The 15168-nt window shown below is 58.5% G+C and carries 17 protein-coding genes; 13 read left to right on the plus strand and 4 right to left on the minus strand.

All coding sequences use genetic code 11. The annotated features are described in order from the left end of the window. Positions 1 to 38 precede the first annotated feature (38 nt). The 3 genes from I9187_RS03290 to fsa form a co-directional block, all read right to left on the minus strand. On the minus strand, positions 39 to 959 hold the full coding sequence (locus I9187_RS03290; RefSeq protein WP_171177996.1) for a tyrosine recombinase XerC: 921 nt from the start codon (positions 957 to 959) through the stop codon (positions 39 to 41). Then, positions 956 to 1663 (minus strand): DUF484 family protein, encoded by a 708-nt coding sequence (locus I9187_RS03295; protein ID WP_171177994.1) that lies wholly within the window; start codon positions 1661 to 1663, stop codon positions 956 to 958. The genes I9187_RS03290 and I9187_RS03295 overlap by 4 nt, the downstream gene beginning before the upstream one ends. 197 nt (positions 1664 to 1860) lie before the next feature. Then, positions 1861 to 2514, minus strand: a complete 654-nt coding sequence (fsa, locus tag I9187_RS03300) for a fructose-6-phosphate aldolase (RefSeq protein ID WP_152457215.1) — start codon at positions 2512 to 2514, stop codon at positions 1861 to 1863. A gap of 88 nt (positions 2515 to 2602) precedes the next feature. Here fsa and I9187_RS03305 point away from each other — a divergent pair, with 88 nt between their 5' ends. The 4 genes from I9187_RS03305 to I9187_RS03320 all read left to right on the plus strand — a co-directional run bounded on the left by I9187_RS03305 (position 2603) and on the right by I9187_RS03320 (position 7502). Continuing rightward, entirely contained in the window at positions 2603 to 4798 is a 2196-nt protein-coding gene (locus I9187_RS03305) for a primosomal protein N' (protein WP_171177992.1), read from the plus strand. 79 nt (positions 4799 to 4877) lie between these two features. Beyond that, on the plus strand, positions 4878 to 6110 hold the full coding sequence (locus tag I9187_RS03310) for an MFS transporter (RefSeq protein ID WP_171177990.1): 1233 nt from the start codon (positions 4878 to 4880) through the stop codon (positions 6108 to 6110). A gap of 66 nt (positions 6111 to 6176) precedes the next feature. Next, a complete protein-coding gene (locus tag I9187_RS03315; RefSeq protein WP_171177988.1) occupies positions 6177 to 7055 on the plus strand; it encodes a 50S ribosomal protein L11 methyltransferase in 879 nt (292 codons plus the stop codon). A 102-nt stretch (positions 7056 to 7157) separates the two neighbouring features. Further along, positions 7158 to 7502, plus strand: coding sequence for a hypothetical protein (locus I9187_RS03320; RefSeq protein ID WP_171177986.1), 345 nt, complete (start codon positions 7158 to 7160; stop codon positions 7500 to 7502). Between the two features lie 104 nt (positions 7503 to 7606). Here I9187_RS03320 and I9187_RS03325 read toward each other — a convergent pair whose 3' ends face one another. Next, entirely contained in the window at positions 7607 to 7822 is a 216-nt protein-coding gene (locus tag I9187_RS03325; protein WP_171177983.1) for a DUF1127 domain-containing protein, read from the minus strand. 334 nt (positions 7823 to 8156) lie between these two features. On the opposite strand from I9187_RS03325, the gene ruvC reads away from it, so the two are divergent. From ruvC to tolB, 9 genes are all read left to right on the plus strand, one after another. Next, positions 8157 to 8654, plus strand: a complete 498-nt coding sequence (gene ruvC / locus I9187_RS03330) for a crossover junction endodeoxyribonuclease RuvC (RefSeq protein WP_171177980.1) — start codon at positions 8157 to 8159, stop codon at positions 8652 to 8654. After that, on the plus strand, positions 8651 to 9328 hold the full coding sequence (gene ruvA, locus I9187_RS03335; RefSeq protein ID WP_171177978.1) for a Holliday junction branch migration protein RuvA: 678 nt from the start codon (positions 8651 to 8653) through the stop codon (positions 9326 to 9328). The genes ruvC and ruvA overlap by 4 nt, the downstream gene beginning before the upstream one ends. Positions 9329 to 9332: 4 nt before the next feature. Next, a complete protein-coding gene (gene ruvB, locus I9187_RS03340; protein WP_171177976.1) occupies positions 9333 to 10352 on the plus strand; it encodes a Holliday junction branch migration DNA helicase RuvB in 1020 nt (339 codons plus the stop codon). Between the two features lie 63 nt (positions 10353 to 10415). Then, entirely contained in the window at positions 10416 to 11039 is a 624-nt protein-coding gene (locus I9187_RS03345; protein ID WP_171178103.1) for a hypothetical protein, read from the plus strand. Then, positions 11036 to 11419 carry a tol-pal system-associated acyl-CoA thioesterase gene (ybgC, locus tag I9187_RS03350; RefSeq protein WP_171177974.1) on the plus strand — a complete coding sequence of 128 codons (384 nt, stop codon included), beginning with the start codon at positions 11036 to 11038 and terminating at the stop codon, positions 11417 to 11419. Before I9187_RS03345 ends, ybgC begins: the two co-directional genes overlap by 4 nt. Before the next feature lie 110 nt (positions 11420 to 11529). Then, the gene (gene tolQ, locus I9187_RS03355) at positions 11530 to 12225 is read left to right on the plus strand and encodes a protein TolQ (RefSeq protein WP_171177972.1); all 696 of its coding nucleotides are present in this window, start codon (positions 11530 to 11532) and stop codon (positions 12223 to 12225) included. A 2-nt stretch (positions 12226 to 12227) separates the two neighbouring features. Next, positions 12228 to 12704, plus strand: coding sequence for a protein TolR (tolR, locus tag I9187_RS03360; RefSeq protein ID WP_171177969.1), 477 nt, complete (start codon positions 12228 to 12230; stop codon positions 12702 to 12704). Positions 12705 to 12713: 9 nt separating this feature from the next. Beyond that, on the plus strand, positions 12714 to 13817 hold the full coding sequence (locus I9187_RS03365) for an energy transducer TonB (protein WP_171177967.1): 1104 nt from the start codon (positions 12714 to 12716) through the stop codon (positions 13815 to 13817). Beyond that, positions 13814 to 15133 carry a Tol-Pal system beta propeller repeat protein TolB gene (gene tolB / locus I9187_RS03370; RefSeq protein WP_171177964.1) on the plus strand — a complete coding sequence of 440 codons (1320 nt, stop codon included), beginning with the start codon at positions 13814 to 13816 and terminating at the stop codon, positions 15131 to 15133. Before I9187_RS03365 ends, tolB begins: the two co-directional genes overlap by 4 nt. Positions 15134 to 15168 lie beyond the last annotated feature (35 nt).

The raw sequence follows: 15168 nt of genomic DNA on the forward strand, positions 1-15168 counted from the left end.
GCAAACCAAAAGCCACGCGGTTTTGATGCATGTGTGTGTCAGGCTTTGGGGTGCGCGCGGTTGTAGACTTCCATCAATCGCGCTGTGTCTACGGCAGTATAGGCTTGTGTGGTTGAAAGCGACGCGTGTCCCAAAAGTTCTTGAATGGCGCGCAAGTCGCCTCCCGCCGAAAGAAGGTGCGTGGCAAAGCTGTGTCGCATGGCGTGGGGTGTTGCGGTCGCAGGCAGGCCCAGTTGCATCCGGGCTTTCGCCATGACGCCCTGTATCGCACGTGGATTCAACGCCCCGCCGCGGACGCCGCGAAACAAGGGTGTGTCAGGGGCCTGCGGGTGAGGGCACAGCTGCATGTACCGGTCGACGGCTTCCTGAGCAGCGGGCAAAACGGGAACGACCCTCTCTTTGTCGCCCTTTCCGATGATACGCAAGCTTGCAGGTAAAGGTGCGTCAGCACCGGTCAATGACAACGCCTCGGATATGCGCAGCCCGCACCCGTAAAGCAACGTCACCACTGCCACGTCCCGCGCGGCGACCCAATCTGAAGTGGATTGCACCTCGACCGTGTCGATCATGGCGCGGGCAGCGTCTTCGGCCAGAGGGCGGGGCAGTTTCTTGGTGAACTTTGGTGCGCGTGTGGACAAGACAGCAGTGGGTTCAAAGCCTTCACGTTCGGCCAGCCAGCGGTAAAAGCTTTTGACGGCCGAGAGTTTGCGAGCGAGTGATCGTGCACCAACATCACCGCTGCGTTGATCTGCCATCCAGGCGCGCATGTCCGATACGGTGATCCGTTCCAGTGCTTTCAATCCTTGCCGTTTGGCATGGTGCAGCGTCATGAACGACAGGAACTCGGTCACATCGCCACGATAGGCGGTTTGCGTATTCTCGGACCGTCCCGCCAGCGCACCCAAGCCGTCCAGCCAATGCTGCAGCGCATCGCGGCAGGCGGGTGAAATCAGGCTCACGACAGCCAGTGGCGCATCGAGCGTTCGAACACGCCGGCGAAAAAGCTTAAAAGGTCGGTGCCGAGCTGTGGTGTGAAATGCCGAGGGTCACGCGCACCCATGACAATCATTCCCGGCAGGCGGCCGGGGCCGAGGTTAAGCTTCAGGCAGGCTTCGGAGCGCAATTGATCTGCAAGCGCGCCAAAAATGCGGCGGTTGGGGTGATGGACCTCGCGCAGAGTGACGTCGCGGGCGGGACCGCCGCGATCAATGGTCAGGTACTGGTCGATGAAGCCGGGTTCGGCAATTGTCAGAACGCCGCCCAGCTTGTCGACGGCTGGATCGTCCTGAACCACTGTTGTTTCCAGAACCAAAGTGATGTGATCAACACGCAAAATATCTGCCACGTCCGCACCAAGCGCGCGTAGGAAATCTTCGAATTCAACGGGCTCCAACAGGCGCAGAATCGCACGATGCACTTGATTGGTGCCTGCCAGGTTCTCATAAGCCGCCGCAATGACAGACCGGTGGGTGTCTTCCAGCCGGTCCAGCCGCGCTTCGAGCCGTTGCATGGCGATGCCGCGCAGATCGATCACATTGTCGCCGCGTGCGCGTTCATTGGCGCTGACCAGCGCCTGCATCAGGTCCTTGTCATCCAGCACGACGTCAGGCTCAGCCAGAATCGCCGCGCGGAGGTTATCCTCGAGTTTGGGGTTGCTGCTCATGTCCCGTCCGGTCTTTTTTTGTTGAGCGGCTTATAACATACCAGACCGGTTTTGCCTTGGGAAAAATGCACGCAAAGGTGGATTTCCTTGAGTGCTGTGACGATGAGGCTCTCGCCCCTCATGCTTGATCACAAATCAGGCATAGGGCCGTTGGGTCGGGCGCGGTGCCTGAAAGCACCGCGCAGTTATTCTAAAGATCAGAGGATTTTTTGACCGGTCTTGGCCCAATCGGCCAAGAAGGTTTCCAGGCCTTTGTCGGTCAGAGGATGATCGGCCAGCTTCTTGATCACGGCTGGTGGAGCAGTGATGACATCGGCACCAATGCGGGCGCTGTCGGTCACATGGTTCACGGTGCGGATCGAGGCGGCAAGGATCTCAGTCTCGAACCCGTAATTGTCATAGACCTGACGGATGTCGGCAATCAGATCCATGCCGTCGAGGTTGATGTCGTCGAGACGACCAATGAAAGGCGAGATGAAAGTCGCACCTGCTTTGGCAGCAAGAATGGCCTGATTGGTCGAGAAACAGAGCGTCACGTTGACCATCTGACCTTCGTCGCTGAGCGTTTTGCAGGTTTTCAGGCCAGCCCATGTCAGCGGCACTTTCACTGCGATGTTCGGAGCGATTTTGGCCAGCTTGCGGCCTTCGGCGATCATGTCATCGGCTTCGGTGGCGACAACTTCGGCCGAAACCGGCCCGTCGACCAAATCACAGATCTCTTTGGTTACTTCCAGAATGTCGCGACCCGACTTTAGGATCAGCGAAGGGTTGGTGGTCACACCGTCCACCATGCCCAGATCGTTCAGTTCGGCGATGGCGTCGATCTCGGCGGTGTCTACGAAGAATTTCATGAGGGCAGTCCTTTGATGGGTTGGCCTTGGTCGCGGATGGCTTTACCTCAAAGTGAGCCATGCTGGAACCCCCTGCTAAGGATATGCTGTGAGCGCTAACGGATTTTTCGACCAAGGAGAGCTGATTGCGGTGCTGACAACGCAGCCGCTGGACCGGACGTTGGATTACAAAGCGCCTGAAGGCGGGTGCTTTCTGGGTGCGTTTGTCGAAGTGCCTTTGGGGCCACGCAAGGTTCTGGGTGTGGTCTGGGGCCCGGGACAGGGCGGGTTTGATCTGAACAAGGCGCGGTCTGTGATCCGGGTACTCGAAGTCGCGCCGATGCGTGAAGAAATGCGGGCTTTTCTAGGTAAGGTGGCCGACTACACGCTGACGCCGATGCCTGCCATGCTGAGGCTGGCGACGCGTGCGCCGGGGTTGGGCGACCCGCCGTCAATGCGCAAGGTCTATCGTCTTGGCAGTGGCGAACCGGACCGGATGACCGATGCGCGATCCCGTGTGATGGAGGTTTTGCGCGACTATGGTGGTCTCGCCTTCACCTTGAAAGAGCTTGCCGAGCAGGCAGGTGTAACCTCCTCTGTTGTCAAAGGGTTGGTTAAACAAGGCGCCGTCCGGGAGGAGGACAGTCCGCGTGATCTGCCGTACCCGCATCTTGATCCGAACCTGCCCGGGAAAGATCTGACCGAAGATCAGGCGGCGGCTGTGACCCGATTGCAAGCCGGGCAGCGGACGGGGGGTTATGGCACGACATTGCTGAAAGGCGTTACAGGTTCGGGCAAGACCGAAGTGTATCTGGAGGCAGTGGCCGAAGCCCTGCGCATGGGACGACAGGCTTTGGTCTTGCTGCCGGAAATTGCGCTGACCGCTGAATTCCTGACCCGTGTCGAGGCGCGGTTTGGTGCACGACCTGCCGAGTGGCACTCGGGCGCGACCATGACGGAACGCCGACGGGTCTGGAGAATGGTCGGGCAGGGGAATGCGCAGTTGGTTGTGGGCGCGCGATCTGCATTGTTTTTACCGTTCCGCGATTTGGGGCTGGTGGTGGTCGATGAGGAACACGATACCTCTTACAAGCAGGAAGACGGCGTGCACTACAGCGCGCGGGATATGGCAGTTCTGCGTGCGGCCATTTGTGGTGCGCGGGTGATTCTGGCCAGCGCCACGCCCTCGTTGGAAAGCTGGGCCAATGCCGAAGCAGGCAAATACGAGCGGGCGGATCTGACCTCGCGCTTTGGCGCGGCGGTCCTGCCCGAAATGAAGCCCATCGACATGCGGGTCGAACAGATGCAGCCCGGGACATGGATTTCTCCGTCCCTGCGACAGGCGGTGCAGCAGCGGATCGAGAAGGGTGAACAATCGCTGCTGTTCATCAACCGACGTGGTTATGCTCCCGTGACCCTGTGCCGGGCCTGCGGAGAACAGATCGCCTGCGATCATTGTGACGCGCGAATGGTTGAGCACCGGTTCCTGAAACGCCTTATGTGCCACCAATGCGGTGAGACCAAACCCATGCCAGATGCCTGCCCGTCCTGCGGGGTAGAAGGCAAGCTGGCCCCGGTTGGGCCGGGGATCGAGCGGCTGGCAGAAGAGGCCGAGGCGACCTTTCCTGACGCCAAGATTGCGATGCTGAGTTCCGACCTTTTCGGTTCAGCACGCGCACTGAAGGCCAAGATCGAAGAGATCGCCGAGGGCGATGCCGATATCATCATCGGCACTCAGTTGGTTGCCAAGGGACATAACTTTCCCAAACTCACATTGGTTGGTGTGATTGATGCGGACTTGTCACTGCACGGTGCCGATTTGCGCGCGGCGGAACGGACGTTTCAATTGATGCGGCAGGTTGCCGGGCGTGCTGGCAGGGCGGATAAGCCGGGGCAGGCGTTGTTGCAGACGTTCCAACCAGAACATCCAGTGATACGTGCCATCCTGTCTGGCGACGAAGAAGGGTTCTGGAAAGCGGAAGCCGCAGGGCGGCAGGCGGCGGGGGTTCCCCCTTATGGGCGCATGGCCGGTATCGTGCTGTCGGGGCCAGAGGTCGGCCCTGTCTTCGATATCGGAAACGCGATGGCGCGCAATGATGCCCCTGTGCGCGATGTGGGGGGGCAAGTTTTTGGCCCTGCACCAGCGCCGATTGCACGTATTCGCGGACGGCACCGTGTGCGCCTGCTGGTCAAAGCCCCAAAAGGTGCCCCCATTCAGGACGCGATTGCTCGCTGGATCGCGCCTTTGCGTCTGAAAGGGGACATCCGTCTGACTGTCGATATCGACCCGCAGAGCTTTTACTGACTTCTGCATCAGCGCAGGTCGGCTGTGCGCGAACGGCTTACCTCTCGCCAAAGCGCCAAAATGGGCGTAGAGGACCAATATGCTGAAACCCATGCCCCTTAACGAGGCGCAGAGCCTTCCGTTCTGGCGTCGTCCTGTCACGCTCTTGTTTGTGATGGCCATGACCATGCCCATCGCGTTCAATGCGTGGAGCGCGCTGCTGAACAATTTCGTCATTGAGGTGGCGAATTTTGATGGGGCCGATATTGGCCTGCTGCATACGGTACGTGAAATTCCGGGCTTTCTTGCGATTGGCGTGATCGCCGTCATCATTTTCATCCGCGAGCAGGTTCTGGCGATGATTTCGCTGATGATGCTTGGGGTGGCAACGGCTGTAACTGCCTGGTTCCCCAGCTTGGGTGGGTTGTTGTTTGTGACCCTGTTCAGCTCGATCGGGTTTCACTACTATGAAACGGTAAATCAGTCGCTGCAGCTGCAATGGCTGCCCAAGGATCGCGCGCCGCAAATTCTGGGATGGCTGGTTGCGATGGGGTCGGCAGCGACGGCGGTGGTCTATGGGTTGATCGTTCTGACCTGGGAGCGCTTTGATCTTTCCTATAACTTCGTTTTCATGGCCGCAGGCGGCGTGACGGTCTTGTTGGCCCTGTTCAGCCTGATCGCCTATCCTCAGTTTGACGCCCCAACACCGCAGACCAAAAAGCTGATCCTGCGTCGCCGGTACTGGCTCTACTATGCGCTGCAATTCATGGCCGGCGCACGGCGGCAGATCTTTATTGTGTTTGCCGGGTTCATGATGGTCGAAAAGTTCGGTTTCAAAGTGCATGAACTGACCAGCCTTTACCTGATCAACCTGATGATCAACATGATGGCCGCGCCTTTGCTGGGCAAAGCTGTGGCAAAGTTTGGCGAGCGGCGCACCCTGATCTTCGAATATGCCGGACTGGCCATCGTGTTTGCGGCTTATGGCGGTATCTACTGGTTTGGCTGGGGTGTGTTGCTGGCTGCGATCCTATATGTGATCGACCATGTGCTATTCGCACTGGCGCTGGCGCTGAAAACCTATTTTCAGAAAATCGCGGACCCAGCGGACATTGCACCGACAGCGGCCGTGGCTTTCACGATCAACCATATCGCCGCTGTGTTCTTGCCTGCATTGCTGGGGCTTTTGTGGGTGGTTTCGCCGGGCGCAGTGTTTGGTTTGGCGGCGGCTATGGCAATTGTTTCACTTCTGTTGTCGCTGTTGATCCCGCGCCATCCCGAACCGGGCAATGAGACAATCCTGACCAAATACGCTCCGGCGCCTGCGGAATAGGCCGGACGGATTGACCTTGGCGGCACGGCGTCCTAGGCGCTGTGCCAACTGAGACAGGAGGCCCAGATGCCCACATTCACCGCGCTGACTACGCTGACAGGTAAGAAGGCCGCCGAAGGTCTGGGCGAAGCCATGGAGCGTTTGGAGCCGGAACCCACCGGTGTTGGTGTGTTCGAGGTTGAGGACGGTTCGGGCCTGTGGGAAGTGGGCGGCTATTTCACCGAAGCCCCGGACGAGACTGCACTGGCGGTACTGGCAGCGGCGTTTGAAGCGAAGCCGTTTGTCGTCTCGGAATTGCCTGAAACAGATTGGGTCGCACATGTGCGTCGCGAGCTTGCACCAGTCGAAGCCGGTCGGTTTTTCGTCTACGGCAGCCATGATGCCGACAAGCTGCCCGAAGGCCGCATTCCGTTGCTTATCGAAGCTGCAATGGCCTTTGGCACTGGGCATCACGGCACAACATTGGGTTGCTTGAAAGCGCTGGATCGCTTGTTGGACGAAGGATTTGCTGCGTCAAAAGTGGCCGATATTGGCTGCGGTACGGCCGTTTTGGCCATGGCTGCCGCTCGGGTCTGGGATGGCGAAATCATTGCCAGCGATATCGACGAAGTCGCCGTTGACGTGGCCGAGGCGAACCTGAAGGCAAACGGTATGTCCGATGCGGTGAAATGCGTGGAAGCCGCTGGCTTCGATCATCCTGACCTAAAGGCACACGCCCCGTATGATCTGATCTTTGCCAATATTCTGAAGGGTCCGCTGGTGGCGTTATCGCCTGAAATCTCCGCGAATCTGCGCCCAGGAGGGTATGCGATCCTGTCGGGAATCCTTAACGAACAGGCCGATGATGTGGTTTCAGTTTATTCACAAAACGCGTTCAATCTTGCTCATAGAGGTGAGATTGGTGAATGGACGACCCTAATCTTAACCAAACAGGGCGCGAATTAGGCCATTTGCAGGAGTTTTGTGGAATTTTGCCACGCTTTTGTCGCAATCTCTAATTACCGTTTTCTGATCAAAGTCGAGGGGGGCGGTTTTTTGGAGGCTGCCATGACGGGTAAACAACTGGAGTTCACTCAGCGCGTTAATCGCCTGAACAAGAAGCATCAGAAGATGAGCCGGGGCTATCGCGCAACGATGCGCAAAGATGGCCTGGTTGTCATGAGACCGCAACGAATCAGTTCGGCCGTGCCGGTAAGGGTCCTGCTGTTCACGCTTGTCGCGTTCTTTGTGTTCAAGGCGTTCCTTCTGTCACACCTTGGCCCCTCCGGATACCAATATAGAATAGACAGCTTGAACGAAGGCACCAAGGTCGAACAGGCAGGGGCATGGGTGATGCAAATTGATCCTGTGTCGCAGGCGCTGTCTCAGCAAATGAACAAGATTCTCTTCTGATCTCGAAACATGAAAAAAATAAACACCGCGTGCCGTAATGCGCGCGGTGTTTGTCTTTGCCCCACTCGAGGGAGGAGATTGGGGCGCGTGAGTGGTTGCCGGAGTTACCGACGGCCCTCGGCGATGGCGTCAATGTCGCCACGGCACAGGCCGATGTCTTCCAGTTCGCGGTCGCTCAGAATGATCAGCGCGTTGCGGGTTACGCGGGCGTCATTCCATTCGATTGCGGCGTTCACGGCCGATACGAAAAATACGCCGATACGGCCAACGAGGCCGAACGAGCCAGTGGTGGCGATGCGGGTAGTGTCCAGTGCAGCCATATCCTGTTTCCTTCTGGTTTGTGTTCACTTTTCAATCTTGCGATCTGAGCGGCATCTAGTGCTGCCAATTCGCGTGCACAAGTTCAGTTTTTGCATGTGTCCTATGCATTTTTTGCAATGCTCTGAAATGCTGAAACCCCCTTAATTTATTGGTAAATTTGCGTTAACAAAGGTGCCGTTTTCAGACCTTTTTCGGGTCGTAAATCTGCCTCTGGGTCGCGGCTGAGATATAGGTGTCGTTTTCAGACTTTGGGCCAATTCGCTTGGAAAATGTTCACGCTTCGTGCTAGGCGTTGAAAAAAGATCACAAAACCCGAGCAGGCCGAGGCACAACATGCGAATTCTAGGCATTGATCCGGGGCTTAGGACCCTGGGATGGGGCGTCATCGAATCAAATGGCAGCCGTCTGAGCCATGTAGCCAATGGGTTATGCAAATCAGATGGGGACGATCTGGGTGAGCGCCTGTTGTCGCTGCACAACCAGATTGTCGAAGTGATTGCCGATCACCGCCCGGATCAGGCCGCCATCGAACAGACATTTGTGAACAAGGATGGGGCAGGGACGCTTAAGCTGGGTCAGGCGCGGGGCGTTGCGTTGCTGACATTGGCGCAGGCTGGATTGCCGGTGGGCGAATATGCTCCCAATCGGGTCAAGAAGACGGTGGTTGGCGTGGGCCATGCCGAGAAAGAGCAGGTCATCCACATGGTCAAGTTGCAACTGCCGGGATGTTTGCCAAAAGGAGCTGACGCTGCAGATGCGCTGGCGATTGCCATCTGCCACGCCTATTACGGAAAGACACAACAGGAGCGTGTGAAAGAGGTGCGGGCATGATTGGCAAACTGACAGGGCGGCTGGACTATCGCGCAGCAGATCACGTTCTGATCGATGTGCGAGGCGTTGGCTATATCGTCTATTGTTCCGACCGGACTTTGGCGGCGTTGCCGGGCGTCGGCGAGGCAGTCTCGATCTATACCGACATGGTCGTGCGCGAAGATCTGATGCAGCTTTACGGGTTTCTCTCGTTGGTCGAGAAGGAATGGCATCGCCTTTTGTGTTCGGTTCAGGGCGTTGGCGCAAAAGTGTCTTTGGCCATCCTCAGCGCCTTAGGGCCGGATGGCGTGAGCCGCGCTATTGCATTGGGCGATTGGGGCGCCGTCAAAGCGGCCAAAGGCGTAGGGCCGAAAACGGCGCAGCGGATTGTGCTGGACCTCAAGGATAAAGCGCCGGGGGTCATGGCCATGGGCGGGACGGTCGCCGAGGCGCTGGATGGGCCCGCGCTTGAGGTAGTGGAACTGGCCGAACCCGCGCCCGCTCCAAAACGGTCATCGAAACCGCCATCGGGGGCTGCTGCGGCATCCGCCGGTGCATTGTCGGCACTGGCCAATCTTGGATATGGACCGTCTGACGCGGCAGCAGCCGTGGCCGAGGCGGCGGCAAGCCAACCTGAAGCGGGCGAGGCTGATCTGATCCGCGCCGCGCTCAGATTGTTGGCTCCGAAAGGGTAGTTAAATGGTAGATGCTGATCCCACCCTGCGCCCGGATCCTCTGCCCGAGGACAACGATCGTGCATTGCGTCCGCAAGGGCTGAACGAGTTCATCGGTCAGGCCGAGGCGCGGGCCAACCTGCGTATATTTATTCAATCCGCCAAGCAACGGGGCGAGGCGATGGATCATACCTTGTTCCATGGCCCGCCGGGATTGGGGAAAACAACCCTGGCACAAATCATGGCGCGTGAGTTGGGTGTCAACTTTCGTATGACCTCCGGCCCGGTTCTGGCCAAAGCTGGCGATCTGGCGGCGATCCTGACCAATCTGGAAGCGCGCGATGTTCTGTTCATCGATGAAATCCACCGTTTGAATCCGGCGGTGGAAGAGGTGCTGTATCCCGCGATGGAAGATTTTGAGCTGGATCTGGTGATCGGCGAAGGGCCTGCGGCCAGAACCGTGCGGATCGAATTGCAGCCGTTCACGCTGGTGGGGGCCACGACCCGAATGGGTTTGCTGACAACCCCTTTGCGCGACCGTTTCGGTATCCCGACGCGATTGCAGTTCTACACAGTCGATGAATTGCACGAGATCGTTACGCGCAACGCGCGAAAGCTGGGGGCTCCGGCAGATGATGACGGCGCGCGCGAGATTGCGCGCAGGTCACGTGGCACCCCTCGGATTGCGGGGCGGTTGCTGCGGCGGGTTGTGGATTTTGCCATCGTTGAAGGCGACGGTCGGATAACACGCGAACTGGCGGACGGAGCCTTAACGCGGCTGGGTGTGGACCACCTGGGGCTTGATGGGGCGGACCGCCGGTATCTAAAACTGATCGCCGAAAACTATGGGGGCGGCCCGGTCGGTATTGAAACAATGTCGGCAGCCTTGTCAGAAAGCCGCGACTCGCTGGAAGAAGTGATCGAACCCTTCTTGTTGCAGCAAGGTTTGATTCAACGAACCCCGCGTGGACGGATGTTGGCGCAGAAGGCGTGGACTCATTTGGGCATGACTGCGCCGAAGCGGCAGAGCGATCTGTTTGGTTGAAGCGGTGCGATCAGGGTTTTGTGCCTCCGGCGGCCGTATTTGAAACAAGAAGAAGGACTGGGTGTGACACCAGAAGAAATTGAGGCGCTGTTTACACGCGAAAGCGGTGAGTTCCTGTTTGCGCGTTGGGGACGTCCCATCGTGCCAATCGTGTTTGGTGTCGAAGACGAGACGCTGGTGACCGTCAAGGGCGCGTTCGAAGCCGTTGTAACTTTGGCTGGGCATAAGATGGCCGAGACCGATCCCGAGCTTGGTGCCAATTGCATGGTCTTCTTTTTTCGCGACTGGCAAGAACTGCTGGAAGTGCCTGATCTTGATCGGCTGGTCCCGGACCTTGGGCCTTTGGTGGAACGCCTGGTGGCTGCGGATGCCAATCAGTATCGAATATTCCGGTTCGAAGAAGATGGCGCAATCCGTGCGGCGTTTGTGTTCCTGCGTATGGACAAGGAATTGTCCAAGGTTCCGGCGGAAACGCTTGCCCTTAGCCAGGTGGTGCAGACCGTCTTGCTTTGGTCCGATACTGCGTTTCGCACGCAATCACCGCTGGCTGTCGCCGGTGAGGCAACGATCCTGCGCCCTGACATTGCTGCATTGATCCGGGCCGCCTATGATCCGGTCCTGCCTGGGGCGGCGCAGGATGCGTCTCATGCACTCAGGCTGTTTGCCCGGCTGGAGCTGCCACAATGAAACACGTGTACCCGGTTCGCGTTTACTATGAAGACACCGACATGGGCGGTGTTGTCTATCACGCGAATTATCTGCGGTACATTGAGCGTGCCCGCTCGGACTGGGTGCGCAATCTGGGCAATGATCAGAATGCCATGCGGGACGAGGGCATTGTTTGGGTCGTGCGGCGCGTTGAGGCCGATTACCTTTCGCCTGCCAAGTTTGATGACGAGTTGATCGTTGAAACCGAAGTGACTGAGATTTCCGGCGTGCGCCTGACGATGGCGCAGTTGGTTCGGCGGGGGGAAACCGAGATTTTTCGCGCTTCAGTTACGGCTGTGTGCATCAACAAGGAAGGCAAGCCGATCCGCCTTCCGGCAGAGATTCGCGCATTGATGTAACAATTTGCGGGCCAAGGGTGGTTCTATTGGCTTTTCAACCCCAATTGCGTTAGCGTTTGGCAAAACAAGGCCAAACAAACGGCCGTCAGGCAAAAACAAAGAGCAGGTTCATGGAAGCTGAAACGCTGGCGCTGGCGCAGGAGATCGATTTCTCCATGTGGGGGCTGTATGCCCGCGCGACCTTTATCGTCAAATTGGTGATGTTGATGCTGATCGGTGCATCGATCTGGTCCTGGGGCATTATCATCCAAAAGCTGATCAACTATCGGGCCGCACGTCGTGAGGCGCAGGTGTTTGATGAAAGCTTTTGGTCGGGCAACCCTTTGGATGAGCTGTTTGAGCAGATCGGAGCGCAACCGGACGGCAGTTCTGAAAAGATCTTTGCCGCAGGCATGATCGAATGGCGAAGGTCGCACCGAAATGATGGTGGGCTGATCGCCGGTGCAACTGCGCGGATCGACCGATCGATGGATGTTGCCATCGCAAAAGAGGCAGAGACCTTGCAGAAAGGGTTGCCCATTTTGGCCACGGTGGGATCAACCGCGCCGTTTATTGGCCTGTTCGGTACCGTATGGGGCATCATGAATGCCTTTATCGAGATTGCCGAGCAGCAGAACACCAATCTGGCCGTTGTCGCCCCCGGTATCGCCGAAGCGCTGTTGGCGACGGGCCTGGGTTTGTTGGCCGCGATCCCTGCGGTTATTTTCTATAACAAGCTTAGCGCGGATAGTGACCGGATTGTTGGTGGCTACGAAGCTTTTGCCGATGAGTTCGCCACCATTCTGTCGCGTCAGTTGGACAGCTGACCATGGGCGCGGCGGTTCAGCAATCTTCGGTTGGTAACGGGCGCAGACGCGGACGGCGTCGCGGGCGCGCTCAACCCATGGCCGAGATCAACGTGACGCCGTTTGTGGACGTGATGCTGGTGTTGCTGATCATATTCATGGTCGCGGCACCGCTGCTGACCGTGGGTGTTCCTGTCGATCTGCCTAAGACCGCGGCAAGCGCTTTGCCCGGTGACAACGAGGAACCATTGACCGTGACGCTCACCGCAGATGGGCGCGTGCAAATCCAGACGACTGATGTCTTGCGCGAAGAGTTGATTGGCAAGCTGCGCGCGATTGCGGCAGAGCGGAGCAGTGACCGTGTGTTCCTGCGCGCTGATGGTGCGATTCCATATGCACAGGTGATGCAGGTCATGGGCGCGCTGAATGCGGGCGGGTTTTCTAACGTTGGCCTTGTAACCGATACGGGCGGGCCAACGCTGGATGAAGGTGGAGAGTGAGGTCGCACGGTGGATACCGGCACCAAGATTTCGGCGATTGCGCATGTCAGCCTGATTGGCGTCGCACTTTTTGGCGGCACCTTTCGGTCCGAGCCGTTGCCGATGGCTGTCCAGGATGTTTCCGTGATCACCGCTGAACAATTCGCGGCTATGACCGCGCAGCGCGACGCGCCCGACGTCTCCGAAGTGCCTGCCGCTTTGCAACAACCGCCCGACCCTGAGCAGGCGGAAACCAGCCCGCCGGAACCGGTGGTTGAGCAACAGCCGCGCCCCGAACCCGTGGCGCCTGCTGAACCCGACCCTGAACCCGCGCCCGTTATCGTTGAAGCCCCGCCCGAGCCCGAGCTTCCGGAGGAGCCGCCTTCATTGGCCGAGCCTGAGGTTGAAACCGTTGCACAGCCCGTGCAGCCCGAACCAGAAGCGCAGCCGCGCCCCGCCGATCGCGTTGCGCCCGAGGCGATTGCGCCGCCACCGCCCGAGGCAACGCCGGATGAGTTTGAAACGCCTCCGGTGTCCTTGGATGAGGGCGCTGAGGTGCAGCAGGAACAGCAAGATCAAACCGCCCCGGAAGAGGCCGCGCCAGAGATTGTGACCGAGGCGGAAGAAACCAAGGAACCCCTGCTCAGTTCACCCCGCCCGCGCACACGCCCCAATCGGCCCAGCCCGCCGCCGGAACCGGAAGTTGCTGAAACGCCCGAGACGACCCCGGAACCCGAAACGCAGACAGACGAGACTGCGATAAACGATGCCTTGGCTGAAGCTCTGGGTGCTGGCACCGAGCCCTCGGGCCCGCCGCTCACCAGCGGTGAGAAAGATGCAATGCGACTGGCTGTATCCAGGTGTTGGAACGTAGGTTCACTGTCTACGGATGCGCTGAAAACGGTGGTCGTGGTTGCGTTTTCGCTGAACCGTGATGGTACAGTTGTAGGCGGCAGTATTCGGATGCTGGACAGCTCTGGCGGGTCTGCCGGTGCCGCCAATCAGGCATACCAGGCCGCGCGACGCGCGATTTTGCGCTGTGGAGCCAAAGGATATGACTTGCCTGCTGACAAATACGCTCAGTGGCAGGATGTTGAGATTACATTCAATCCCGAGAGGATGCGGATCAAATGATGAAACTTCTGACCAGCCTCTTTGTCGGCCTGACATTGATGTCCGCGCCGGTTTACGCACAAAACGGCCCCCTGCGGCTGGAATTGGACCAAGGCATAATCGAGCCCTTGCCCTTTGCGGTTCCCAATTTCGTGCCCGATGGCCCTTCGGCCGCGCAATATGCGCAGGATATTTCGCGCGTGGTGGCAGCGGATCTGACCGGAACAGGTCTGTTTCGCGAAATCTCGTCGGATGCGTTCATCAGTCGGGTTAGCAGTTTTGAAGCGCCGGTTCAGTTCGCTGACTGGAAAGCGATTAATGCTGATGCGTTGGTTACTGGGGCAGTCAATGTTTCGGGGAAACGATTGACGGTCCGGTTCCGTGTCTGGGATGTGTTCTCGGGTCAGGAACTGGGCACCGGCCTGCAACTGGCAGGTACAACCGAGGGCTGGCGCCGCATGGCGCACAAGGTTGCCGATCAGGTCTATAGCCGGATCACAGGTGAAGGAGGGTATTTCGACAGCCGCGTGGCCTTTGTGTCGGAAAGCGGACCCAAGGATCAACGCCTCAAGCGGTTGGCGATCATGGATTACGACGGCGCAAATGTACAATACCTGACCGACAGTTCCGCCATCGTTTTGGCGCCGCGCTTTTCGCCCACGGGCGACCGGTTGCTGTATACCAGCTACGAAAGCGGCAGCCCGCGCATCTATGTTCTGGATGTGGGGCGCGTGAAACGGCAAGAACTCAAGACTCAGGACGGCACCATGAGCTTCTCGCCCCGTTTCTCGCCCGATGGTCGGTCCATTGTGTATTCGCTGATTCAGGGCGGTAACACGGATTTGTGGAAGATGGATCTGGCCTCGGGTCAAAGTACACGCCTGACCAACACGCCCGCGATTGAAACAGCGCCCAGCTATTCTCCGGATGGCAGCCGCATCGTTTTTGAAAGCGACCGGTCGGGCACACCGCAGCTTTATGTGATGCCTGCAAATGGGGGTGAGGCAACGCGGATCAGCTTTGGCGCGGGGCGTTATGGCACCCCGGTTTGGTCGCCGCGCGGCGATTTAATCGCCTTTACCAAGCAAAACAAAGGCCGGTTCCACATTGGCGTCATGCGCACGGACGGGTCGGAAGAACGGTTGCTGACTGCTTCGTTCCTGGATGAAGGTCCCACCTGGTCGCCCAATGGACGCGTTATCATGTTCACCCGCGAAACGCAGGGGGCAAGCGGTCGGGCCTCGCTATATTCAGTGGATATATCGGGCCGAAATCTGCGCCCGGTGCGCACTCCGGATGGTGGCAGCGACCCGTCATGGGGCCCGTTGCAGAATTGATCGCAGCAAAGTTCACAACGAATCGCGCCTGTGGT

The sequence above is a fragment of the Ruegeria sp. HKCCE4148 genome (genome assembly GCF_017872495.1).
Classification (GTDB): Bacteria; Pseudomonadota; Alphaproteobacteria; order Rhodobacterales; family Rhodobacteraceae; genus Ruegeria.